The 24,303-nt window shown below is 59.7% G+C and carries 20 protein-coding genes; 10 read left to right on the top strand and 10 right to left on the bottom strand.

Annotated elements, in window-relative coordinates; genetic code table 11:
• The first annotated feature begins 4 nt into the window (after window positions 1-4).
• The 3 genes from F8A88_RS11060 (at window position 5) to F8A88_RS11050 (ending at window position 2,972) form a co-directional block, all read left to right on the top strand.
• Window positions 5-676, top strand: coding sequence for a tetratricopeptide repeat protein (locus F8A88_RS11060; protein ID WP_151151216.1), 672 nt, complete (start codon window positions 5-7; stop codon window positions 674-676).
• A 93-nt stretch (window positions 677-769) separates the two neighbouring features.
• Entirely contained in the window at window positions 770-2,356 is a 1,587-nt protein-coding gene (locus tag F8A88_RS11055; protein WP_151151215.1) for a peptide chain release factor 3, read from the top strand.
• A gap of 7 nt (window positions 2,357-2,363) precedes the next feature.
• On the top strand, window positions 2,364-2,972 hold the full coding sequence (locus F8A88_RS11050; RefSeq protein WP_151151214.1) for a 3'-5' exonuclease: 609 nt from the start codon (window positions 2,364-2,366) through the stop codon (window positions 2,970-2,972).
• Window positions 2,973-3,051: 79 nt separating this feature from the next.
• Here the strand turns inward: F8A88_RS11050 and F8A88_RS11045 are convergent, their stop codons facing one another.
• From F8A88_RS11045 to F8A88_RS11035, 3 genes are all read right to left on the bottom strand, one after another.
• Window positions 3,052-3,213, bottom strand: coding sequence for a YqaE/Pmp3 family membrane protein (locus F8A88_RS11045; RefSeq protein WP_151151213.1), 162 nt, complete (start codon window positions 3,211-3,213; stop codon window positions 3,052-3,054).
• A gap of 153 nt (window positions 3,214-3,366) precedes the next feature.
• Window positions 3,367-4,779 (bottom strand): glutamate decarboxylase, encoded by a 1,413-nt coding sequence (gene gad, locus F8A88_RS11040; protein WP_151151212.1) that lies wholly within the window; start codon window positions 4,777-4,779, stop codon window positions 3,367-3,369.
• Window positions 4,780-4,797: 18 nt separating this feature from the next.
• On the bottom strand, window positions 4,798-6,240 hold the full coding sequence (locus F8A88_RS11035; RefSeq protein WP_151151211.1) for an amino acid permease: 1,443 nt from the start codon (window positions 6,238-6,240) through the stop codon (window positions 4,798-4,800).
• A 268-nt stretch (window positions 6,241-6,508) separates the two neighbouring features.
• Here F8A88_RS11035 and F8A88_RS11030 point away from each other — a divergent pair, with 268 nt between their 5' ends.
• The 3 genes from F8A88_RS11030 (at window position 6,509) to F8A88_RS11020 (ending at window position 9,570) form a co-directional block, all read left to right on the top strand.
• Window positions 6,509-7,486, top strand: a complete 978-nt coding sequence (locus F8A88_RS11030) for an arsenic resistance protein (RefSeq protein ID WP_151151210.1) — start codon at window positions 6,509-6,511, stop codon at window positions 7,484-7,486.
• A gap of 9 nt (window positions 7,487-7,495) precedes the next feature.
• Window positions 7,496-8,014 carry a universal stress protein gene (locus tag F8A88_RS11025; RefSeq protein WP_151151209.1) on the top strand — a complete coding sequence of 173 codons (519 nt, stop codon included), beginning with the start codon at window positions 7,496-7,498 and terminating at the stop codon, window positions 8,012-8,014.
• A 296-nt stretch (window positions 8,015-8,310) separates the two neighbouring features.
• Window positions 8,311-9,570 (top strand): DEAD/DEAH box helicase, encoded by a 1,260-nt coding sequence (locus tag F8A88_RS11020; protein ID WP_151151208.1) that lies wholly within the window; start codon window positions 8,311-8,313, stop codon window positions 9,568-9,570.
• Window positions 9,571-9,755: 185 nt separating this feature from the next.
• On the opposite strand, the gene F8A88_RS11015 is transcribed toward F8A88_RS11020, so the two are convergent.
• From F8A88_RS11015 to F8A88_RS11005, 3 genes are all read right to left on the bottom strand, one after another.
• A complete protein-coding gene (locus tag F8A88_RS11015; RefSeq protein WP_151151207.1) occupies window positions 9,756-10,958 on the bottom strand; it encodes a hypothetical protein in 1,203 nt (400 codons plus the stop codon).
• Between the two features lie 269 nt (window positions 10,959-11,227).
• Window positions 11,228-11,443 carry a hypothetical protein gene (locus F8A88_RS11010; RefSeq protein ID WP_151151206.1) on the bottom strand — a complete coding sequence of 72 codons (216 nt, stop codon included), beginning with the start codon at window positions 11,441-11,443 and terminating at the stop codon, window positions 11,228-11,230.
• 122 nt (window positions 11,444-11,565) lie between these two features.
• Window positions 11,566-13,296, bottom strand: coding sequence for a bifunctional metallophosphatase/5'-nucleotidase (locus tag F8A88_RS11005; RefSeq protein WP_151151205.1), 1,731 nt, complete (start codon window positions 13,294-13,296; stop codon window positions 11,566-11,568).
• Between the two features lie 215 nt (window positions 13,297-13,511).
• Between F8A88_RS11005 and F8A88_RS11000 the strand changes: the two genes are divergently transcribed.
• Together F8A88_RS11000 and F8A88_RS10995 are read left to right on the top strand one after the other, a co-directional pair.
• Window positions 13,512-14,453, top strand: coding sequence for a hypothetical protein (locus F8A88_RS11000; protein ID WP_151151204.1), 942 nt, complete (start codon window positions 13,512-13,514; stop codon window positions 14,451-14,453).
• An 87-nt stretch (window positions 14,454-14,540) separates the two neighbouring features.
• Window positions 14,541-16,178, top strand: coding sequence for a DEAD/DEAH box helicase (locus F8A88_RS10995; protein WP_151151203.1), 1,638 nt, complete (start codon window positions 14,541-14,543; stop codon window positions 16,176-16,178).
• 345 nt (window positions 16,179-16,523) lie between these two features.
• On the opposite strand, the gene F8A88_RS10990 is transcribed toward F8A88_RS10995, so the two are convergent.
• From F8A88_RS10990 to F8A88_RS10975, 4 genes are all read right to left on the bottom strand, one after another.
• Window positions 16,524-17,381: an ABC transporter permease gene (locus F8A88_RS10990; RefSeq protein WP_151151202.1), complete on the bottom strand. Its 858-nt coding sequence runs from the start codon at window positions 17,379-17,381 to the stop codon at window positions 16,524-16,526.
• Window positions 17,378-18,232, bottom strand: a complete 855-nt coding sequence (locus tag F8A88_RS10985; RefSeq protein ID WP_151151201.1) for an ABC transporter permease — start codon at window positions 18,230-18,232, stop codon at window positions 17,378-17,380. Before F8A88_RS10985 ends, F8A88_RS10990 begins: the two co-directional genes overlap by 4 nt.
• Before the next feature lie 9 nt (window positions 18,233-18,241).
• Entirely contained in the window at window positions 18,242-19,321 is a 1,080-nt protein-coding gene (locus tag F8A88_RS10980; protein WP_151151200.1) for an ABC transporter ATP-binding protein, read from the bottom strand.
• An 88-nt stretch (window positions 19,322-19,409) separates the two neighbouring features.
• Window positions 19,410-20,468 carry an extracellular solute-binding protein gene (locus F8A88_RS10975; protein WP_151151199.1) on the bottom strand — a complete coding sequence of 353 codons (1,059 nt, stop codon included), beginning with the start codon at window positions 20,466-20,468 and terminating at the stop codon, window positions 19,410-19,412.
• 232 nt (window positions 20,469-20,700) lie between these two features.
• On the opposite strand from F8A88_RS10975, the gene F8A88_RS10970 reads away from it, so the two are divergent.
• Entirely contained in the window at window positions 20,701-22,881 is a 2,181-nt protein-coding gene (locus tag F8A88_RS10970; RefSeq protein ID WP_151151198.1) for an adenylate/guanylate cyclase domain-containing protein, read from the top strand.
• 9 nt (window positions 22,882-22,890) lie between these two features.
• On the top strand, window positions 22,891-24,303 hold the full coding sequence (locus tag F8A88_RS10965; protein WP_151151197.1) for an ABC transporter substrate-binding protein: 1,413 nt from the start codon (window positions 22,891-22,893) through the stop codon (window positions 24,301-24,303).

Genomic DNA, 24,303 nt, shown 5'->3' with positions numbered 1-24,303 from the left:
TTTCATGCGTTTCTTCGCCATACGCAAAAACATCGCTGTCTGCACCCTGCTCCTGGGGGCGAGCCTGCTCGTTCCCGCTGCAGCCATGGCCACCCCGCCCGGATCGGTGGGCGAAAAGAATTTCGGCCGCGCCATCATCGCCCTGCGCGGCAACAACGACGCCACAACCGCTGCGGGCTACTTCAAGCGCGCGGCCGACGCCTTTGCCCAACTCATGACCAACAACGCCGAAGCCGGCAAGAAAACGCGCCTCTCGCGCCTGCTCATGGCGGGCATGAGCAGTTACCACGCAGGGAACATGCAGCAGGCTGAAAAAATCATGAGCGCGGCCGCAAACGACTCCACGGCATGGGAAGCGCCCCTGTATGCGGGCCTGGCCCTTGCGCGCATGGGCAAATCCGCCGAGGCAGCAGCCATGTGGCAGCGATTTTCACCGGATGCGGGCCAGCGGATGATCGGCGAAGCCCTGGCCGCACAGATCACGGGGCTGCAAGACAAGACCATCGCACCGCAACAGGCCGCCGAGGCCGTGGAAGCGGCCATGCTGCAACAATTCTCGCGCAACGAACACTCCGTGTCCCAACGGTCGCTGGCCGCACAGAACAAATGCTCCGGCCGGTTCTGGTGGCGCTACGCCAAATCCCGCTGCCAGGACACCCTGCTCCTGCGCGACTGAACGCAGGCCCGAAACTTGACCTTTCCCCCATAACGGGTATGACGTGCGGGGCCGCTGGCTTGCGGCCCCATTTTTTTGCACAAGGATTTGAACGTGGAAAAACAGATACAGAAACAGGTGGAGCGCCGCCGCACCTTCGGCATCATCAGCCACCCGGACGCGGGCAAGACCACCCTGACCGAAAAACTGCTCCTCTTCGGCGGCGCCATACAGATGGCCGGAACCGTCAAGGCACGCAAGGCCGCGCGCCACGCCACCTCGGACTGGATGGCCATGGAGCAGCAGCGCGGCATCTCGGTCACCTCTTCGGTCATGAAGTTCAACTACGAGGACTTCGAGATCAACCTGCTGGACACGCCCGGCCACCAGGATTTTTCCGAAGACACCTACCGCGTGCTCACGGCCGTGGACTCCGCGCTCATGGTCATCGACTCGGCCAAGGGCGTGGAAAAACAGACCCGCAAGCTCATGGAAGTCTGCCGCCTGCGCGACACGCCCATCATCACCTTCATCAACAAGATGGACCGCGAAGGCATGGACCCCTTCGACGTACTGGCAGACATCGAGGAAACCCTGAACATCGAATGTGCGCCCCTGTCGTGGCCCGTGGGCATGGGCAAGGAGTTCAAGGGCGTCTATTCCCTGCACGACAAACGCCTGCATCTTTTCTCGGCCACGCACAACGGCGGCATCAATCAGGGCATGGTCATCGATTCGCTGGACGACCCCACCCTGGACAAGGAACTCGGCCTGCAGGCGGACAAGCTGCGCGAAGACCTCGAACTGCTCGAGGGCGCGGGCTATCCCTTTGACGCAGAGCGTTACCTTGCCGGAAAACAGACCCCGGTCTTTTTCGGCTCGGCCATCAACAATTTCGGGGTGCACGAACTTCTGGACAGCTTTGTGCAGCTTGCGCCCCATCCGCAGTCCCGCCCGGCCGTAGAGCGCGAGGTTTCACCCTTCGAGACCAGTTTCTCGGGCGTGTGCTTCAAGATCCAGGCGAACATGGACCCCCAGCACCGCGACCGCATCGCCTTCGTACGCATCAACTCCGGCAAATTCACCAAGGGCATGAAGGTACGCCACCACCGCATCGGCAAGGACGTGCAGATATCCAAGGCCACCATCTTCATGGCGCAGGACCGCGAAGGCGTGGAAGAGGCATGGCCCGGCGACATCATCGGCATCCACAACCACGGCACCATCAAGATCGGCGACACCTTCACGGAAAAGGAACCGCTCAAATTCACGGGCATCCCCAACTTCGCCCCGGAAATATTCCGGCGCGTGATCCTCAAGACCCCGCTCAAGGCCAAGCAGCTGCAGAAAGGCCTGACCCAGCTGGCCGAAGAAGGCGCGGTGCAGCTTTTCCGCCCCACCCAGAACAACGACTATATTCTCGGGGCCGTGGGTATGCTGCAGTTCGACGTGATCCAGTCGCGCCTTCAGGACGAATACGGAGTGGACGCCATTTACGAACCTGTGGAGCTGTACACGGCCCGCTGGATATCCTGCGAGGACAAAATCGAGCTGGCGCGGTTCAAAAAAGGAGCCGCCAGATATCTGGCACTGGACGCGGACGAAAATCTCACTTACCTTGCTCCGAGCCGGTGGAGGCTGGATGATGCGGTCGAGACATGGCCGAACATCTCCTTTCACAAGACCAGAGAACACGAATAGCGTTTGTATGACTGTCGTCGAAATACCAGAAGAACATTTACGAGCCTTTCCCAAGGAAGAAATCAACGCACTGCCGTTGCGGCGCTATGACGGCCCCGTTCATGTGGTGCGCACCCGCAAGCAGCGCGATGCGGCCATCAAGGTCCTGCGAAACGAAGCACTGCTCGGATTCGACACGGAAACCCGCCCGGTATTCAAAAAGGGCAGAAAGCCCAATCCGCCTTCGCTCATCCAACTGGCCGGGGAGCAGAATGTCTATATCTTCCAGATCAACCTTCTGCCCATGGACAACGGCCTTCTGGACCTGCTCTCAAGCAAGCAGGTCATCAAGACAGGCGTCTCCGTGCACGACGACATCATCGGACTGAACAAGCTGGCCAAATTCAAGGCCGCCAACTTCATCGATCTGGGTGAAATCTCCCAAAAGCACCAGATGCAGACCCACGGCCTGCGCAACCTCGCGGCCAACCTGCTGGGCTTCCGCATTTCCAAGTCTGCCCAATGTTCCAACTGGGCCAAAGAGAACCTGACCCGCCAGCAGGTCACCTACGCGGCCACGGACGCATGGGTCAGCCGGAAAATATATCTGGCCATGAACGAACTCGGATTGGTGTAAAAAAAAATCCGGAACGATCCGGACTCACAACATCGAAAAAAAGCCCGGCTGCAGCAATGCGGCCGGGCTTTTCGTATGCCTACCTTTTGCGGGCCAGCAGCCAGATAACATGCACCAGCCCCGGGAAATAGCCAAGAATGGTCAGCAACAGGTTGACCCAAAACTGCAGTCCCAGCCCCACCTTGAGAAACGCCCCGATGGGCGGCACCAGAATCGAAATGATGATGCGAATGATTTCCATGGCTCCCTCCTGTTCAAAAAACGTTATTCCATTTTCTAGTATGTCCGGTGTCGGGTTGCAACGGTATTCGTCTCTGCGCCGACAGCCATGCACCTGACAGGAACAGGCCCCGCATTCCACCGAGGCCCTTCCTTTTTTTGCGGATTGCCGGAGCTACTTTGCGTGGCTGTAGCCGCCGGCCTCGTCTTCGGTAAGCGGCGTGGTCACCGGGTTTTTCCTGAAGTATTCAAGACAGCGCTCAAGGTCGCTGATGAACAGCTCGCCCAGATCGCGGCTGAATCCGTGGCGCACGAGGATACGCATGATCACGAGGTCCTCGCAGTCCTTGGGCAGGGAATAGGCCGCCACCTGCCAGCCCCGGCTGCGCAGCCGGTCCGAAAGGTCGTACAGCGTGAAGTTGTGTTTCTGCCCTTCGGTGAGGGACCAGCTCAGGGCCGGGATGCCGCCCACGCCGTCATAGATGATGGTGAACGGTTCCATTTCGCCGATGCGCCGGGCCAGATACTGGGCCGTGCCGTAGCAGGCCTCGTGAATACGCCGGTATCCTTCGCGCCCGAGCCGCAGGAAATTGTAATACTGGGCCACGATCTGCCCGCCGGGACGGGAGAAATTCAGCGCAAAGCAGGGCATGTTGCCGCCCAGATAGTTGACCCAGAAAATCAGGTCGTCGGGCAGGTCGTCCTTGTCGCGCCAGACCACCCAGCCCACGCCCAGCGGCGCAAGCCCAAACTTGTGGCCCGATGCGTTCACGGACTTGACGCGCGGCAGCCGGAAATCCCAGACAAGGTCCGGGTCCACGAACGGGGCAAGAAAGCCGCCGCTGGCCGCGTCCACATGGATGGGAATATCCAGCCCGGTCTTTTGCTGCAATTCGTCCAGCGCGTCGCTGATCTGCTTGACCGGCTCGTACTGGCAGGTAAAGGTCACGCCCAGCGTGGGCACGACCCCGATGGTGTTTTCGTCGCACTGGCTGACGGCCTCTTCCGCGCTCATGATCAGCTGCCCTTTTTTCATGGGCACTTCACGTAGCTTGATGTCCCAATATTTGGCGAACTTGTGCCAGCAGACCTGCACCGGCCCGCACACGAGATTGGGCTGGCGCAGCTTGATTTCATCTTCGCTCACCCCCTGCTCCCGCAGCCGTTCCCGCCACTTCCACTTCAGGGCCATGCCGCCCAGCATGGCGGCCTCGCTGGACCCGGTGGTGGAGCAGCCCATGGTGTTGACCGCGTCCGGCGAATTCCACAGGTCGGCCAGCATGCGCACGCACCGAGCTTCAAGCTCGGCGGTCTGCGGGTATTCGTCCTTGTCGATCATGTTCTTGTCCGCGCACTCGTCCATGAGCTTGTGGACCTCGGGTTCCAGCCACGTCTGGCAGAACGTGGCCAGATTCTGTCGCGAATTGCCGTCCAGCATCAATTCGTCGTGCACGGCCTGATACACGTGCCGCGCCTCACGCTCCGGTTCCGGGAAACGCTTTTTGGGCAGCCCCGTGGAGAGGTCGTCGGAAGCGAACACGTCGTCCAGCATCTCGTCCCTGAGATCATTCTGTTTATGCAATGCCATATGATTGTCTCCTGAAAGTTATTCGTTGCCGCCCTGACGCCACTCGGGCTTCTTGCGGGCGTGAATGAGCAGGGGAAGGCCGATGAACACGATCATGCCCGCAGCCACAAGGCCGACGTACAGGGCCGGATTACCCACGGGCAGGTTGCTGGGCGGGAAAAATCCCACCAGCAGGGCGAAGCACACGCCCGCAAGCCCCACGCCCGCCACAAGGCACATGCCGAAGTTGCCGCCCGGCACCTTGTAGGAGCGCGGCAGGTCCGGCCGGGTGAAACGCAGCTTGATGGCTGCGGCGTACATGAGAATGTACATGACCAGATACAGGGTCACGGTCATGGCCGAAAGCACAAAAAAGGCCACGCTCACGTTGTCCATGATGAAATAGAGCGTTGCCAGCGCGCTGACGATCACGGCCTGTATCATCAGGATGTTGACCTGCACGCCGTTCTTGTTGGTCCTGGCCATGAACGGCGGAATCTCGCCCTGCCGCGCGGTCTCCAGCAGGCCCCGGCTCGGGCCGCCCACCCACGACATGACCCCGCCGATGGCCCCGAACGCGGCCAGCAGGCCCATGACCGGGGTCAAAAACGAAAGGTTGAACGTGGCCAGCAACTGCTTGAAGGCCTGCATCAAACCGGCCGTGAGGCTGATCTTCTCTGCAGGTATCACCGCAGCCACGGCCATGGAGCCGAGCATGAACAGGGAGAAGATGATGCCCGCGGCCAGAAACATGCTCTTGGGGAATTCACTTGCCGGGTCTTTCAGCTCATTGGCATGCACCGCGTGCACCTCCACGCCGGCAAAAAGCAGGATGATGCCCGCCAGAAAAGCCACACTGCCCAACCCCGTCAAATGCGGAAAAAGACGTGCGTGCGGGTGCGCAAGATGTTCGGCAGCTGCGGTGGCTGCGTCCGGCACCAAAAAGTGAATGGGGTTTCCCTGCACCACCCACATGACGCCCAGCACGATGATGAATACGCCGGGCAGCACGGTTCCCAGCAGCACGCCGTAGCGGGTCACGGCCCCGGCAACCCCGGAACCGGCAAGGGTCAGGAACGTTGCGGCCCAATAGCAGACCAGAATGACCACGCCCGTGTATGTACCGTTGTCCGCCAGCCCCGGATCCATGAACAGATAGGCCAGCGCGCCCGCGGCAAAACCCAGCACCGTGGGATACCAGACCACGTTCTGGATCCATTGCAGCCAGATGGCCGTAAACCCCCAGCGGGAGCCGAATGCTTCCTTGATCCAGGTGTACACGCCGCCGCCCTTGTCGCTGAACGCGCCGCCCAGTTCCGCGGCCACCAGCGAGGCCGGGATCAGGAACATGACCGAGGCGAACAGAATATAGAAGATCATGGACAGCCCTTCCTTGGCCATCATGGGGAGTCCCCGCAGGCTGACCACGGCCGCCACGGTCATCAGGCTCAGGGTGAATACCGACATTTTCTTGCTTCCCATACAAATCCTCCCGCCCCGCAGGACCGAATAAACGAACATTGAGTTGAATTCCGCTCACATTCTACTGTTTTAGAAGCATTTGAAATTATAATAAATCCACTACAGTACAAATGGTACAGCAAACGGTATTGAAAACGGGAGCACGAAAAGGCGGCCTTTCTCTTCCGCATTACCACACATCAATGCCACGCCACGGCAGACAGACTACACCATAGGACAGAACAATGAAAACCGCCCGGCTTCAAACGTCCCACAGGAGGAACCGCCCATGTGGCATCTCATACAGCGCATCACAAAAAACCTGATCGTGGCCATCCCCATCATGATGGCCGCCGGATTCGCCTATGGCATGTCGGCCCCGGCCGCATGGCTCAAATCACTGATCCTGCCGTTCACCTTTCTCATGGTCTACCCCATGATGGTCACCCTGAAGATAGGTAAGGTGCTGGAGGGCGGCGACACCCGGGCCCAACTCATCACCCAGTTCATCAACTTCGCGCTGGTTCCGTTCCTGGCCTTCGGCATAGGCAGCCTGTTCTTCGCGGACAGGCCGTACATGGCGCTGGGACTTTTACTGGCCGGGCTGGTGCCCACCAGCGGCATGACCATTTCGTGGACCGGCTTTGCCAAGGGCAACATGGCTGCAGCCGTGAAAATGACGGTCATCGGCCTTGTGGTCGGTTCGCTGGCAACACCCTTTTACGTCAAGGCACTCATGGGCGCGTCCATCGAGGTCAACATCATGGCGGTCATGAAGCAGATATTCTTCATCGTATTCCTGCCCATGGCCCTTGGCTACGCCACGCAGCGGTTCCTGTTGCGCACCTATGGGCAAAAGGAATTCCAGCAGCGCATCGCGCCGCGGTTCCCGCCCATGTCCACCCTCGGGGTACTGGGCATCGTGTTCGTGGCGCTGGCGCTCAAGGCCAAGACCATTGCGGCGGCCCCGGACATGCTGCTGCGCATCCTTGTGCCGCTGGTCATCATCTACGCCCTGAACTTCACCCTGAGCACGCTGGTGGGCAAACGCTTCCTGCCGCGCGGCGACGCCATCGCCATGGTCTACGGCTCGGTCATGCGCAACCTGTCCATCGCGCTGGCCATCGCCATCAACGCGTTCGGAGAAAAAGGCTCGGACGCGGCACTGGTGGTGGCCGTGGCCTACATCATCCAGGTGCAGTCCGCGGCATGGTATGTGAAATTCACGAGCCGCCTGTTCGGCCCGGCAACAGCCGAAAAAGCATAGGAGGAAACCATGCTTCCCATTATCAAGAACATCCTCTACGTGACCGATCTTTCCGACTGCGCGCTCCATGCCCTGCACTATGCGGCCTCATTGGGGCAGGCATACGGCGCGGACATTACCGTCATGCATGTGGTTCCGGACACATTGGAATACATGAGCGAACAGGCCGGAACCGACATGAAGCACGGGCTGGACCAGAACGGCCTGAACGAATTCGCGGCCCCGGAAATATCCGAGGCGCAGGCCACCCTCGAAAAACGCGTGCGGGATATCACCGAGGAATGCGTCGCAGCCATGAACGGTCGGACGGAAAACTCCCCGTTCTCCGAAAAAAGAATCATCGTGGCACAGGGAGACGCTTCCGAACGCATCCTTTCCGAGGCGCAAAGCGGCAAGTACGACATGGTGGTCATGGGAACGCACGGCCAAAGCACGTTCATGGACCTCGTATTGGGCAGCGTGGCCCGGCACACCACCACGCACAGCCCGATCCCGGTGCTCGTGGTACGGCTGCCTGATCCCGGATAACCGTCACACTCCCATGGGACCGTGCCCGCTTGCCCAAACCGGCGGGCGCGGCCCTGAAAAATTCCATTTCGCGGGCCGCCCCTTTACTTTTGCTCTCAAATGCGTAATTAACCATGTGTCTCAGCGTGACCGGACGCGCGAACGTTCCTTTTTGCCCTTTCGCGGCAAACCGGTTCGGCCAGACCGAACACCGATAACCCCACGTCCCGGAGCCCATCTGATACCCCCCGGTTTCACCGGAAACGACCGCTGTCACGCGCTGTCGTCATATATTTATTATCACCATAGGATCATTTGTGAATTTCGATCATTTCTCGTTTGACGGACGTATTGCGTCCGGCATCAAGTCGTGCGGGTATGAAACCCCCACCCCCATTCAGCAGGCAGCCATTCCCGAAGTGCTCACGGGCCGCGACGTCATGGGCCTCGCCCAGACCGGCACCGGCAAAACCGCCGCGTTCGCCCTGCCCATCCTGCAACGCCTGATCGACGCGGAAGCGCCCAAACAGGGACCGGCCCGCGTGCTGGTATTGGCCCCCACCCGTGAACTGGCCCTGCAGATCCACGAAAACTTCGTGGAACTCGGCCGCCAGACCGGCATCCGCTGCGCGTCTGTTTTCGGCGGCGTGGGCCAGAACCCGCAGATCAAGGCCGTGCGCCGCTCCACCGTGGTGGTGGCCTGCCCGGGTCGCCTGCTCGACCTGCTCAACCAGGGCGTCATCACGCTGGACAGCGTGGACACGCTGGTGCTGGACGAGGCCGACCGCATGCTGGACATGGGTTTCCTGCCGGACATCAAGCGCATCATCAAACGCCTGCCCGTCAAACGGCAGAATCTGCTCTTTTCCGCAACCATGCCCAACGACATCCGCAAGCTCGCGGACAAGATACTGCGCAACCCCGCCACGGTGCAGGTGGCCAACACGGCCCCGGCCGCCAGCGTGAGCCACGCATTCTATCCGGTGGCCCAGCACCTCAAGGGCAAATTGCTCGAGGCCCTGCTGCAAACCACCAATCACGAAAGCGTGCTCATCTTCACCCGCACCAAGCACCGCGCAAAGAACCTGGCCCGCAAGCTGGACAGGATCGGGCACGACGCCACATTCCTGCAGGGCAACATGAGCCAGAACCAGCGCCAGCGCGCGCTGGACGGTTTCCGCAAGGGCGACTTCCGGGTCATGGTGGCCACGGACATTGCCGCACGCGGCATCGACTGCGACCGCATCACCCATGTGGTCAACTTCGACGTGCCCGACACGGCAGAAACCTACACGCACCGCATCGGGCGCACCGGCCGCGCCGGCCGCACCGGAACCGCACTCAGCTTCGTGACCGGCGAAGACAAGCCCATGATGCGCAGCATTGAACGCATTGTGGATGCCCGCATTGCACGCAACACGCTGGAAGGCTTCGACTACGACCAGAAATCTCCGGCACGCAACCAGCCGCGTCCGGCCAAGGCCCGCTCCCCCCGTTCGGACGCCGGTTCGAACCACCGACAGGGACAAAAGCCTTCGGGTCGCGGCAGAAGCTCCCGCCGCCGCGCACAGCGGTAACAGGCTGCAGAAGCCAACGCAGGGCGCGCTTCCCTGCAACCGCGGGACCGCGTCCCGCTTCATGTTCCGCCATCACGCACGTGCGGCCGGGACACAAAACGAGCGACGACAATCAGCCATACAATCAAAACCCGGCCTGCAAATGCAGGCCGGGTTTTGCGTCAAAAGGCAAAAAAACAACAACGTCACTGCAGCAACAGCAACAAAGGACCGTTCAGGCCGGCGGCCGCGCCCGCCCGCTTGACCATGAACACGGTGTCCAGCACGTGGCCGGGGTCCACTCGCTCGCCCCACTTGCCGACAATTCCGGCAAAGGTCTTGGAAGCGCCCATCTGGCCGCCTTCGATGTCAATGGTCTTGCCCGGAGCATTGCTCAGGATGAAATCCCCGGAAATTGTTCCATCGTCGGCCACGGCCATGGTCCCGCCCACGTATGTGCCGCTGGGAGTCGGGTCTTCCGGATCGCTCGGGGGCGGCCCTTCCCATTCGCCTCCGGTTATATTTCCGGCCTTGTCCACGGTCATGTACCCGGCAATCCAGAGCATGGTGTTCTCGTCGACCACGTAGGTATGGTAAACGGCCCACGTTCCGTGCAGATCCGCCGTGGAAAAACCGGTAGGCGTGGACCAGATGAAAAATCCGGCCCCAAGCCGATCATTGCTTTTTGTTATGGCCATGGTGCCGCACGAAAGGTCCGGATTCACCTGCCCGGCGCCCACAACTATGGTGTTGGCAAAATCATCGGTCATGGATCCGGCGATCCCTCCGGTCGCACCAAGTGTCAGCGACGCTGAAGAGATGGATCCCGTAAAAACCCCCTGAAAATCATAACTGCCCGACCCCGCGCCCTGATCGTTCAGGGTCAGGTCGGTTTTTATCCAGTATGTGTCGTCTCCGGCACCCAGTCCGCAGTCCTGCATGAACATGCTCCAGTCGCCTTCGAGATCGGCCGTGGAAAAACCGCTGTTCTCCTGCTTGCAGAGCATGCCCGCTGCCAGCTGGCCTCCGCCCTTTTTGGTGACCATGTAGACCATGTCTTTGGATTCATCCATCCAGCCGTGGTGCACGGTGATTGTTCCGGCCTGATCTCCCACGTAGGTCATTGAACCGGAAATGGAACCCAGCCCGTCCATGTCCATGCTTCCGCCGGAAATGGTGCCGCTCAAACCCGCCGAAGAATTCCACGTCCCCGAAGTGACATCGCCGTCTGAATCAAGGGTCACGGTGATGCTCAGCCAATACCGGACATTTCCGGTCGTGCCTTCCATCCATTGCCCGCGCCATGAACCGGCAAGGTCGGATGTTCCATAGGATACGGCCTGTGCGGGCACCGCGGCCAGCAACACAAGCAAAACCACCGATGCAAGGCCATGTCTGAACACTTTCATACTCCCTCCCATGAAATACACCCTGTACCTGCAACAATTTTGCAATATCCATACATCACCGGGGGGATTTTGTCAGGTCCAAAGAAACACCATGCTCCCACAAGAAAAACAGGCCGTGCTCCAAGGGGCGGGCGGGAAAAAACGGTTCTCAAACAACAGCGACCCACCCGGCTTTTGCCGAGTGGGCCGCTCCCTGAAATTTCTCGAGAGGAAAAAACCTTTTCACAAGTTTCATCCCCCAAATACGTATCCCCTTAAAAACACATATGTCATTCGCGCTCGGGATCGTCCCAGACGCCCCGCAGGTCACCGGCAACAGGCGGATTCTCGCCATGCTCCTTCAGCGTCCGCAAATACTTCTTCCATCCCGGGCACCACTTGGTATGCCACGTCCAGAACCAGCCCAACAAAGAAAAGGGATCGTCTTCCGTGAACTTTCGAAACCGACAGTTCTCGCACGGATAATAAGGTCTCTTGCCGCTCATGCTACCTCCTCGCTAGCCGATTTCCTGCCATATGCAGGCAAAACTGTCCATGCGCATAAGCAGTGAAGCGAAAAACGGGGCCATTCCTACAGGATGGCCCCGTTCCTTGCACTGTTTCGGCTTCAGTTGGCGGGGATGAAGGTGATGCCCGTGGATTCGGGACGCTGCAATGTCTTTTTCATGCGCACGTAATCCATGAACACCTGCGCATCCACAAACCCGGTGTCGTAACGATGGCCCACAGCGTTTTTCAAAACCTGATAGTCATCGCCTCCGTCCGCGAGATAGGAAATCGTCACCATGCGATAGGTGGCCTCGCTGTCCAGCGCCTCCCACCGGTCACCCCTGCGGATATCCACGCTGGTGACTCGTTCGCCCTCGGGCCGGTTCATGTCCACGGTGTAACGCGCACCCGCAACATAGGCGAATGCGCCGCCCTGCCGGGTCGCCCCGTTTTCCAGCGCCTTTTGTACCTGTGCGCCCTTGAGGTCCAGCACCATAAGCGTATTGCCGAACGGCATGAGCGTATAGGCCGTGCCCACGGTGATGGGGCCCCGCTCCACGCCGGTGCGCACGCCGCCCCCGTTCTGCAGGGCCAGATCAGGCTTGAGGCCCACGGATTGGGCTTTCCACAACATGGAATCGCAGACAATGGGCGCGATCATGCTGCCCTGCGGCAAGTCCTGGCCCGACTCGGTGACGCCCGGCACGCGAATGTGCGGCAGGCTCTGTGCGGCCCGGCCTATGACCTCGTTGCGCATGGACTCCAGCCCCTTCTTGTACGGGGCCAGCAATGCGTCCGCATCCGCATCCGGGCCGACCACCTCGGCCATGGGGCTCTTGACCACCGCATCCATGACCGCATTGCGGGCCGCGCCCTGCAATTCCACCTTTTCGCCCGTGCCGTTCTTGCGCTGAAAACTGTCGGAAAGCAGCAGCACGGCATTGCCGCCGCATTCGGTCACATGCCCTGCATCGTCGAAAACCGTCCTGAGCACGCCAACGGCCATGGCCCATTTCCACGATGTCACCACATACACGTCCGAACCGTCCGGTCCCGTCACCCTGGTGGGATACGGGCCGCCGCTGTGCAGCCCGAGGGCGGCAAGGCTTTTGCCGTCGTCCAGCAGGGTATGGGAATGGCCGCCCACAACAAGGTCGATGCCCGCAACGCTGGCAGCCAGCTTCTTGTCCGCATCGTAGCCCATGTGTGTCAGGGCAATGATCTTGTTCACGCCCTTGCCTTCCAGTTCGGCCACGCATTGCTTCGCTGTTTCGAACGCATCGGCAAACGTTGCCGGAGCAGGCCGGGAAATGACCCGGGTTTCCTCAAGGGTCAGGCCGATGACGCCCACGCGTTCGCCGTTGAACTCCAAGATCACGTACGGCCGCACCTCGTCGGCCAGCGCGCTTTCTGCACCCGGGCGAAGATTGGCACACAGCACCGGAAAATGCGCGTATTTCAGAAAATGGGCCAGCACGTCCGGTCCCTTGTCGAATTCATGATTGCCCAGAACCATGGCGTCAAAGCCCAGCAGGTTCATGAACTCCATTTCGGGCTTGCCCAGATACTTGGTGAAATACAGGGTGCCCTGCACGGCGTCGCCCGCATGCAGCAGGGCCACGTTGGGATTTTTGGCCCGCACAGCGTCCACCTTGGTCTTGAGACGGTCCCATCCTCCCAGCTTCACATACGTTTTCTGGTCGTCAAACGACAATTTGGCAGGACAGGGTTCAAGATGGGAATGCGTGTCGTTGACATGCACAACAGTCAGTTCGAAGGCTCGCGCCCCCGCGGAGGACACAAGCATGACGAATGCGGCCAGCACCATCGGCATCAACACTCTGCGCATGAAAATCTCCTTGAAAAAAAATTGCGGTGCAGCATCGGGCAACGGCACAAACCCCACACATGCTCCGGAAACACGCTCCACTCGGGGCCACAGGGAATAACCGCACCATATTACGCTCGTATCATCTTGTTTCACATACTGACAACAGCGTTCTTTATCCATCCAGAACGCGTTGGCCCCTTTACCTTGCCCCCGAAATGACACATTATGATTGCATGACAAAAAAAGACGGCAAATCAGGTATCGGCAGGCAGTATTTCTGCCTGCCCGTGATGCTGCTCCTGCTTGCGCTTGTCCCGGCCCTGCCGAAAAGCACACTGGCATACGACATCGTCACCATGACCGTAAACGAGGATCCCTGCCGGAAATTCATGCACATCATGGCCGAACACGACAACGACCCCGCGCGCATTGACTCCATACCGTCAGAACAAAATTTCCGGGTTGTGGCAGAGATGGTCATCATCGCCAAAGCCCTGCAGCTGGGCGGCATGAACCCGCGCTTCAAGTTCATCATCGTGCCCAACGCACGCCGCGAAACCCACGAGGTGATCGAAGGCAACGCGGTCATGGCCTCGCAGCAATTCAACATCAAAACCTTTGAAGAAGACAAATACAAACGCAACACCTACATGAGCGCCCCCATTACCAGGCCCGGTGAATTCTGCAAGGGATTCTACTGTCTGGCAGACAACAAAAAGGCGCTCCAGGCCAAAACAATAGCTGCAATCAACCGGCTCAAGCCCGGAGTCATCGGATTGCACTGGACAAACGACGCCACAGTACTGGCCGACATGGGGCTGAAACCGTGCCTGCGTTGCCCGCGATTCGATTCCCTGATCAAGATGGTCGCAAACGAACGGGCCGCCTGGGTGCCGCTCTCCTTTTCCCGGGCCGATGACCTCTCGCGCCAGCAGTTCGGCGTGACCCTCGTGCCCATCCCGGGCATACGTTTCAGCCTTTTGCAAAGCCGCCACTTCATGGTTTCGCGCACCCATCCCATGGGTCAGAAAACATTTTGTGCCCTGCAAAAGGGGCTGGCCAAACTGCGCAAACGCGGCGTGATCCGCAAGCTGCTCACGGACGTGGGTTTCTTCAACGACGCCACAGAAGGCTGGACCATGCTCAACGCCGACGCAGTGCCGGCCGTGCAATAATTTCCTCCTTCCCGGCTGCGGTTGCACAAACCACCTGAAAGGGCTAGTTTGAAAAAAGTAAATCACTCATTTTTCAAAAAGGCACTCATGTCTGACACGACAAACCAGAACACAGATCAGGAACCCACCAACAACAAACTGCCGCAAACCAGCATTTCCGAACTCTCCGAAACTCTGCGGGAAGCATGCAACAATGCCGGGTGGCCGTCGCTTACCCCTGTGCAGTGCAAGGCCCTGCCCTATGTGCTGGCAGACCGCGACATCATGGTTCAGGCCAGAACCGGCAGCGGCAAGACCGGCGCGTTCGTGCTGCCCCTGCTGGACAAGCTCAACCCCGCCCTGCTCCAATGCCAGGCGCTGGTGCTCGTTCCCACGCGCGAACTGGCCCGGCAGGTTGCCGAAGAAGCCCGCATGCTGGCAGGCGGTTCGGGCATCAACGTGGTGGAAGTATACGGCGGCGTGGGCTACGGCGCACAGCTGGACGCATTCAAGGCCGGGGCGCAACTGGTGGTGGGTACGCCCGGACGCATCCTCGACCACCTGCTCAAGCGCAACCTGAACCTCGATTCGCTCAAGGTGCTCATTTTCGACGAGGCGGACCGCATGCTTTCCGTGGGATTCTACCCGGACATGCGCGACATCCAGACCTATCTGCCCAAGGAAGGCGGCTATTCCGCGTTCATGTTCTCGGCCACGTACCCGGGCAGCGTATTGCGCCTTGCGGACGAATTCCTGAACAAGCCGGAAATGCTCAGCCTGTCCGGCGACCAGGTGCACGTGGCCGACATCGAACACGTCATGTGCAAGGTGCCGGGCATGGGCAAGGAACGCATTCTCATGCGCCTCATCGAGCTGGAAAATCCCAGTTCGGCCATCATCTTCAGCAACACCAAGCGCGACGTGCATTACATTGCCGAGGTGCTCAAGAATTTCGGCTACGAGGCCGAGGCCATCTCCTCGGACCTCAACCAGAACAAACGCGAAAAGGTGCTGGGAAAAATCCGGGCCAACAAGCTGCGCTTTCTGGTGGCCACGGACGTTGCCGCGCGCGGCATCGACATCCGCGAGCTTTCCCACGTCTTTCTCTACGAACCGCCCGACGACCCGGAGTCGTACATTCACAGGGCGGGCCGCACGGGCCGCGCCGGAGCATCCGGCACGGTCATCACCTTTGCGGACATCGCACAGGTGCCGGAAATGAAACGAATCGCCATGCGCTACAAAATAGACCTCGTGGAACGCGAGGCCCCGGAGGATTCCGAAGTGACCGAAGTCATCGAAGAACGCATCACGGCCCTGTTGGATGCCAAACGCCGCAAGCTCGATGCCCTGCAGGGCGAACGCATCATGCGTTTGCTTCCCATGGCCAAACGCCTTGCCGACGACGAAGACGGCGTGCTGCAACTGGCCATGCTTCTGGACGTCATGTATCAGGATTCCATGCGCCTTGCCCCGGCCGAACCCGAGCAGGCCGCACCGGCCCCGGAACAAAAGGCCAGCCCCAGGAAAAAGCAGCCGCGCAAGCGCAAGCCCCGCAATGCCGAGGAAAACCGTGGCGAAAACAACGGCCGGCAGGCCCGTTCTCCAAAGCCTTCCGAACCGCGCTCCGAACCGCGTCCGCCGCGTGAACAGCAGGTCGCGTCCGAAGGTTCCGCCAATCAGGGCGGCGATCAGGACGGCGAGCCAAAAAAACGCCGTAGAAGGCGCAGACCCCGCAGACGCTAGCTAGCGCGCCAACTGACTCATCATACGATTACAAATTAACGGCCCGGAGCATCCGCTCCGGGCCGTTGTGCGTTGATTGATTTCAAAACAGGACAAACTGCCTTCGGTGGATTTCATGGATGACTTCGCCTCCGGCGGGCAAGGGACGTGTCCCTTGCATCCCTGACATGTTCCGCATTCTGCGAATGCGGAACGGGCTAAAGATAAAAATGCACTTTTCGTTTCACACACCACAAACAACTGCGGCCTGTCCTGCTTTTGCAGGACAGGCCGCAGCGCCAAAAAATTTTGGAGATTCCAAAGAACCTTTTTTAAAAGGTTCTTTGGCCGCCAGAGGCAAAACGTCTAATCAGCCTCTTCCTTGCTGAAATAGAGATTGACCAGCGCCAGAATCGACGTGCCCACCAGAAGCAGCAGGGACACCGCATTGATGACCGGGGTGCTGCCGTCGCGCACCTGCAGGTACAGGTTGATGGGCAAGGTCGGTTCGGAACCCACCAGAAAGAGCGTGGTGTTGAAGTTCTCGAAACTCATGAGAAAAGCCACGGCCCCGGCGCCGACAATGGCCGGCTGCAAGAACTTGAGCGTGATGTGCCATATGACCTCCAGCCGGTTGGCTCCGAGGTTCAGGGCCGCCTCTTCCAGCGTGCGGTCGAACTTTCTGAGCCGTGCCGAGACCACAAGGCACACGAACGTGGTGATGAACGAGAACTGCCCCAATACCACCAACCAGAAGCTGGGCCGGAACAGGTCGAAATCCAAACCGAAATTGTTCTCCACGTACATGCCCGCGGTGTTGGATGCCAACAGCAGGGAAATGCCGAGGATGACGCCGGGAATGACCAGCGGGGCCAGCATCAGGAAATAGAGTGCGCCCTTGAAGCGAAACTCCTCCTGCTCGAACAGGAACGCGGCGCAGGTTCCCACGAGAACGCAGAAAATGGACACGAAGAACGCGGTCTGGAAACTGGTCCAGATGGCGCGCAGGTTCTGCTCGTCGTGAAAAATGCCGATCCTGTCCGGTCCGTCCGCAAGGAACCAGTCCAGACTGAATCCCTGCCACGGCAGGGACGGGAAATCCGAGTTGTTGAAGGCCAATACGCAGGTGACCACCAGCGGCGCGAACAAAAACAGGAAATACGCGCCGATGAACAGGTTGAAGCCCCACGTATAGCGGCGGGAACGCGGCAGGGAACGGATCATGATGCCACCTCCCCGAGTTTCTGGCGCGAGATTTTCAGCCCCGCCCAGATGATCAGTGAACTGAGCAGCAACAGCAGGAATCCGAAGGCCGAGCCCTGATTCCAGTTGAAGCTGGCGATGAACTGGTTGTAGATCTGCTCGGTGAACCAGAGTGAGTTCTTGCCGCCCATGAGGTTGGGGGTCAGGTAGTTGCCCAACGCGAGCATAAAGACCACGATGCAGCCCGAGGTTATGCCCGGCTTGCAGTGCGGGATGATGATATCGCGCCAGATGACCAGCTTGCTGGCCCCGAGGTCGTGGGCCGCCTCGATGAGCGAATCGTCAAGGCTTTCCATGACCGAGATGAGCGGCACGACCATGAACAGCATGGAGGTGTAGACCAGCCCCATGATCATGGTGGCGTCGTTGTAAAGCATCTCCACGGGCCGGGAAAGCAGGCCGCTGCTCACCAGCAGATGGTTGAGCACCCCGGATTCGCGCAGCAGGATCATCCAGCCATAGATGCGCACCAGCTCGCTGACCCAGAAAGGCAGCAAAAGCAGCAGGGTCAGGGTGCCCTGCGTGCGCGTGCGCGCCAGCTTGGCGATGTAGAAGGCCACGGGCAGTCCCAGCACCAGTGTGATGGCCGTGGTGATGATGGAATACAGAGCCGTGCGCACGAAGGTGAGCCAGTAGATGGGCTCGGTGAAAAAATTCATGTAGTTCTGCATGGTCCAGACCGGGGCGCCCAGATCGTTCTCGCCGCGAAAGCTCATTATCAAGAGGTCGAGGTGCGGCAGCACGATGAGCAGCACGAGCCAAAGCAGGACCGGGGTCAAAAACAGCCAGAGGCCGAGGCGGGATTTTTGCATTGCGTACTCCTACTCCCCGCCGAAACACAGGCCCGCTTCCGGGTCCCAGCCCACGGTGATCTCGTCGCCCGGGCGGATGTAGTCGAACTTGCGATTCTGGGGCAGGGTCACCAGCAGTTCGTGCTCTGACGGGGTGACCGTGAGCAGTCGGCTGTTGGCGCCGTCAAAGAGGATGGCCTTGACCGTGACTCCGAAAACATTCTGCCCCTCCACACGCTGCGGATTGATGCGCATGGCCTCGGGCCGCAGATAGAGGTCCGCGCGCTTGCCGCTGATGCAGCCTTCGCGGGCGCGGGCATTGAATTCAAAGCCGTCGTCCGTGCGGATCATGGCGCGGCCGTCGCTACATTCCAGAACACTGCCGGCCCAGGTGTTGTTGTCGCCCACGAACCGGGCCACGAAAGGGGTTGCCGGCTCGCCGTACAATTCCTGCGGCGTGCCCACCTGCTCGAAACGCCCGTTGTTCATGACCGCCACACGGTCGGACATGACCAAGGCCTCGGACTGGTCGTGCGTGATATAGATGAACGTGGTGCCCACCTTGGCCTGCAGTTTTTTCAGTTCCACCTTCATCTGCTCGCGCAGCTTGAGGTCCAGCGCGCCGAGCGGCTCATCCAGCAGGAGCACGGAAGGCTCCAGCACCAGACAGCGGGCAATGGCCACGCGCTGCTTCTGGCCGCCGGAAAGCTGGCCGATGCGCTTGTCCCCGTACCCGGGCAGGCCCACGCGTTCCAGCATGGCCTGCGTGCGCCGGGCTATTTCCGGGCCGTCCACCTTGCGGCGCTTGAGGCCGAAGGCGATGTTCTCGGCCACGGTCATCATGGGAAAAAGCGCCAGATGCTGAAAGACCAGATTCACAGGCCGCTGGTTGGGCGGCACACCCAGCATGTCGTTTCCGCGAATGGCTATTTGCCCGGACGTAGGTTCCTCGAACCCGGCCACCATGCGCAAAAGCGTTGTCTTGCCGCAGCCAGAAGGCCCGAGAATGGAAAAAAACGAACCCGTGGGCACATCGAAATCGACATTTTGCACGGCGGTGAAATCACCGAATTTCTTGACCAGCTTACGAACCGAAAGATCGTTGTCCATCGTTACCACATTGTTGGGGATTCCACGGATTGCAGGGGAACGGCCAAAGCCGTTCCCCTGCCTTCAATTCAAACAGCAAATATGCAGCCTACTGCGCTGCCTTGATCCTGTCGAGCACCTTGCCTTCAAGCTTTTCCAGCACGGAAGGAACCGGCGGATACCACTTGATGTTGTCCACGTCGGCCTGCGGGAAGGAGCGCTTGAAGTTGGCGGCCACGGCCGGGTCCACAAATTCGTTGGCGCCCTTGGAGGCAGTGCCGTACTTTTCCTTGGAGGTGAAGTAACCGGCGTTCTCGGGCTTCATGATGAAATTGATCCACTTGTAGGCGGCATCCACGTTCTTGGCCTTGGCCGGAATGGCAAAGGTGTCGATCCAGCCCAGCGCGCCCTCTTCGGGAGCCACGAAATCGATGGCGGGATTGTCGGCGTGGAGCTTCCATCCGCCGCTGTCCCAGGCCATGGCCACGAACACTTCGCCGGAACGCATGGATTCCAGCAGGGCGTCGCCGTTGGCCCAGTAGTTCTTGACCACGGGCTTGGCTTCGATGAGTGCGGCCTCGACCTTGTCGAGCATGGCCTTGTAGGCGGCGGTGTCATTGTAAAGATCAAAGGGATTGTAGCCCAGCGCAAATGCGGTGGCGATGAGCGTGGGGCGCTTGACGCGGTAGCTCACGCGGCCCTTGTACTTGGGATCGAGCAGGGCCTTGTAGGACTTTGCGCCCGGAGCCTTTTCGCTGTTGACCACCAGACCGGAGGTGCCCCAGCAGAACGGCACGGCGTAGGATTCGCCCTTGACCAGCGTATTCTTTTTCACGGCGTCCAGCATGGAGGCCACGAACAGGTCGGCATTGATCTTGGAGTAATCCAGCGGCTGGTAGATCTTGAATTTGGCCTGCACCGAAGAGATGCGGTCCTGGCTGGGCTGGGCGAGGTCGAATCCGGCGCCGCGCGTGGCGCGCAGTTTGGAGATCATTTCCTCGTTGTTGGAATAGGTGGCTTCGACCTTGATTCCGGTTTCCTTTTCGAATTTGTCCATGAGTTCCTGAGGCGCGTATCCTTTCCAGGTCAGCAGCTTCAGGGTGTCGGCCTGGGCGGTCCCCGCCACGGCAAACACGGCAAGCATCATCAGCACGATCAACTTTTTCATCGGAAAACTCCCTTTTTATTGAAAAACGGTAAGAACTCCTCGCCGTAAAGCCGAACTAATGTAATCCAAAAATAACATCTGTCACAATAAACGTCTTGCAACAATTTGGCAACAAATCATGCATGCAACACGTCACCCGCCTTTTCATTTATAATATGTAAAAAAAGCAATCATACATACCGTATCTCTTGCGCACAGCAGCATAATCGAACAATTCCGTGCAGGAGCCTCAATGTCCAGCAGCAGAAAGACCGTCATCATCCCGCTCTACATCAACATCCTGACCATCTTCTTCCTGCTCATCACCAGCGCCGTGGGCGTGGTCGTCCTCTACAACCAGCACATGAACGCACAATCCGCCCTGAAATCCGCAGACCAGTTCATGAACAGGGTGGGGACCACCATCCTTGAACGAACACAGGCGGTATTCGGTCCGGCGTTGATGGCTGCCGACACCTTTTCCAGAGCCACGGACATAGGGGAAAAACCCAACCTGCTGACGCATCCGCTTGCGCCCATGTTCTTCAGCACGCTGGAACAGAATCCCGGGCTGACCTCCATCTACATCGGCTTTGCGGACGGGGACTTCTTCCTGATTTCCTCGCTCAAGGACAGGCCGGACGCTCGCACGGCCATCGGCGCGCCAGCCAAAGCCATGTGGTACACACGGGCCATCTTCCACCGCGCGGACGGTTTTCGCTATTCATTGACAAAATATCTGGACAAGGGATTTGCGCTCATGGGTTCCAGCGTGGAGAAACAACCCGCCTACGACCCGAGCAAACGCCCGTGGTACACCTTGGCCAGAGGCTCTGCCCAACCCATGTTGAGTGACATATATATGTATTCATTTTCCCGGGAGCCGGGCATTTCCGTGGCCCGCAGATTCGACGCGGAGGTTCCCGGCGTGGTGGCGTTGGACATATCACTGGCCAAACTGGCCGACTTCATGGATTCGCAACGGGTCGGCAAGCTCGGCGAGCTCACGATCTTTGAACCGAACGGCCAGGTTTTCGTACACCCGGACACCAAGGCCATGCTGATCAGCAAAACCAAAAACGGCAATACGTCCATTGTTCCGGCAACCGTCCCCGAGCTGGGCAGCCCGGTTCTGGAAAAGCTCTACATGGCATTTCTATCCCGAGAGGCCGGGAGTTCCACGGCCCTGCCCCTGACCGTGAACAACGTGCACTACATGGGGTCCGTACGCGCCCTGCCGGAATCACTGGGAAAACCGATCTATCTGGCCATGGCCGTACCCACGCGGGAGTTCACCGGCCCCATCACCGCCGCAGGACGCAAGAGCATGATCGCATCGCTGATCATCCTCGCCCTTTATATACCGCTGATCATCTGGGTCTCGCGGCGGATCACCAAGCCCCTGAATGCGCTCATGGGCCACGTTGACGACGTGCGGCATTTCCGGCTGGACAAGCCCATTGCCGTGCGCACCCATATTTCGGAACTGCACCGGCTGGGCAAGGCCATGGAAACCATGCGCACAACCCTGCGCTCGTTCGGCAGATACATTCCCCGCAAGCTGGTCAAAAACATGATCACCCTGGGCATACACCCGACGCTGGGCGGAGAACGCCGCGAACTGACAATTTTCTTCAGCGACATCAAAGACTTTACCCCCATGGCCGAAACCATGGCGCCCGAGGAACTGACAACGACCATTTCCGAATACTTCCAGAAACTGGGAAGCAGAATCAGCAATGGCGGCGGCACCATAGACAAATACATGGGCGACGCGATCATGGCATTCTGGAACGCCCCGGCACACCAGCCAGACCACGCGGAACGGGCATGCCTGACGGCCCTTCGCTGTCGCCGGGCAGCGCAAAGGCTCAATCAACAACGCGCGGCAAACGGCCTGCCGCCGCTGACCACCCGTTTCGGCCTGCATACGGACGAAGCCGTGGTCGGCAATGTGGGCTCATCGGACCGCATGAATTTCACGGTCATGGGCGCTGCCGTGAACCTTGCTTCACGCCTTGAAGGGCTGAACAAGTACTACGGCACCACCATCCTTGTGAGCGAGACCACGGCCCGAAAGGCCGGAGACCGGTTCCTGTTCCGCACTGCGGGCAAGGTGCTGCCCAAGGGCGTGAGCCAGCCGGTGGCCATCGCCGAACTGGCGGGGTTGCAGCCCGGTCACGAAGCAAACACGGACATGCATGACGACCTGCTGGCCGACACAAGGAAACGGCAAACAGCCGGACAATGGGAGAGCGCGCTGGACCTGTTCAATCGATGGAAATTCAAGGAAGCCGAACAGCGCATATGCGCAGTGCTGCAGAAAAACCCGGACGACGGCCTGGCCGCCGTATACTGCGATCTGGCCCGGCAATACATGGAATCGCCGCCCGCACCGGATTGGAACGGAATCCTCAAATTTTCCGACAAGTAAGAGGGAAACATGTTCACTCGAAACAAAACGCCGACCACACACCACGCGATCAGGACGGCAATGGCGTGCGTGATGCTCGGCCTGTTGGCCATGGCGGTTTCCCGTCCCGTCCATGCCGAAAACACGGTCTGCACCCTCAACCTGTGGACCACGGAAACCCAGCCCGAACGCATGGCCACCATTCGCTACCTTGCGCAGGCCTTTAGCGCCATCAACCCGGATATACATATCGATGTGACCGGCATTGACGAAAACGCGGTGCGCCACATGGGCGACATGGCAGGGCAGGAGATGGCACCGGACATACTGGCCTGCGAGTCCGGCATGATCATGGCCATGGCCTGCAAGGGGCAATTCGACCTCCGGCTTACCGGGACAATGGTCCGCGATATCGGCATCAACCGTTTTTCCAAGGGAATCCTGCAACGGGTTTCCAACAGCCGGAGCACGCCCTGCGGCATCCCCATAAGCGGTTGGGTGCAGGGCATCTGGTACCGCAAGGACTGGTTTGAAAAGGCGGGACTCGCCGCACCGGATACGCCCGAACGGATCCTGGCCGCGGCAAAGACCCTGCACGATCCGGCCAACGACAGATACGGCATCCTCCTGGGCAAGCGTGAGGACGTCTATGCCGAACAGGTCTTCACCCATCTTGCCCTGGCCAACGGCGTGGAAGAATATTCTCCGGACGGACGCGTGCTGTTCGACTCGCCCGAGGCCGTAAACACCCTGCGGCTCTACCGGGAACTGGCGAATTATTCACCGCCCGGACCGCAATACTGGCGGGGACGCGACTTCTACCTGCAGGGAAAGCTGGCCATGATGTTCTATTCCACATTCATCATGGACGACCTGGCCCTGCCCACCATCGCCGCCGATTCCCTGACCCCGGACAATTTTCCGGAACTCGGAGGCAGCGACTTCGACCCGGCCCTGCTGGGCAATACCGGCATGGTTTCGGTCATCACCGGAGCCCGCCCGGCCAGCTACGGCGTGATACAGGCGCTGGGCATAGCCACAATGAACAACGAGAGGAAAAGGCAGGCGGCGCGGCGTTTCGTCCGCTTTCTGTACCGGCCGGATGCCTACATCACGTGGCTGCACATGGTTCCGGGCGGCATGCTGCCCGTGCTGCGCGACGTGGCGAACAGCAAGGACTTCTACCGCGACACACAGGGCGTGTTCCGCCGCTACACGCACAGCCACATGCGCCAGATCGTGGCAGGACTGGGAAGCATCGAGTCATTCGGGCTCAGGAACGGCCTCATAGTGCCACAGGCTTTCGAGGTATCGGCCGAAGGCATACTCCCGGCCATGATCACACGTTGCCTGAGCCGGGAACTCTCGCCCCGGCAGGCCGTGCAATGGGCCGCAGGCTGCATGCGTGAAATGGGATGGTCCGGTTCCATCTCCGTGCACTGA

Source organism: Pseudodesulfovibrio senegalensis (assembly GCF_008830225.1).
GTDB lineage: Bacteria > Desulfobacterota > Desulfovibrionia > Desulfovibrionales > Desulfovibrionaceae > Pseudodesulfovibrio > Pseudodesulfovibrio senegalensis.
Note: the sequence above shows the minus strand (reverse complement) of the source record. Positions and strands in the feature narration are given on the sequence as shown.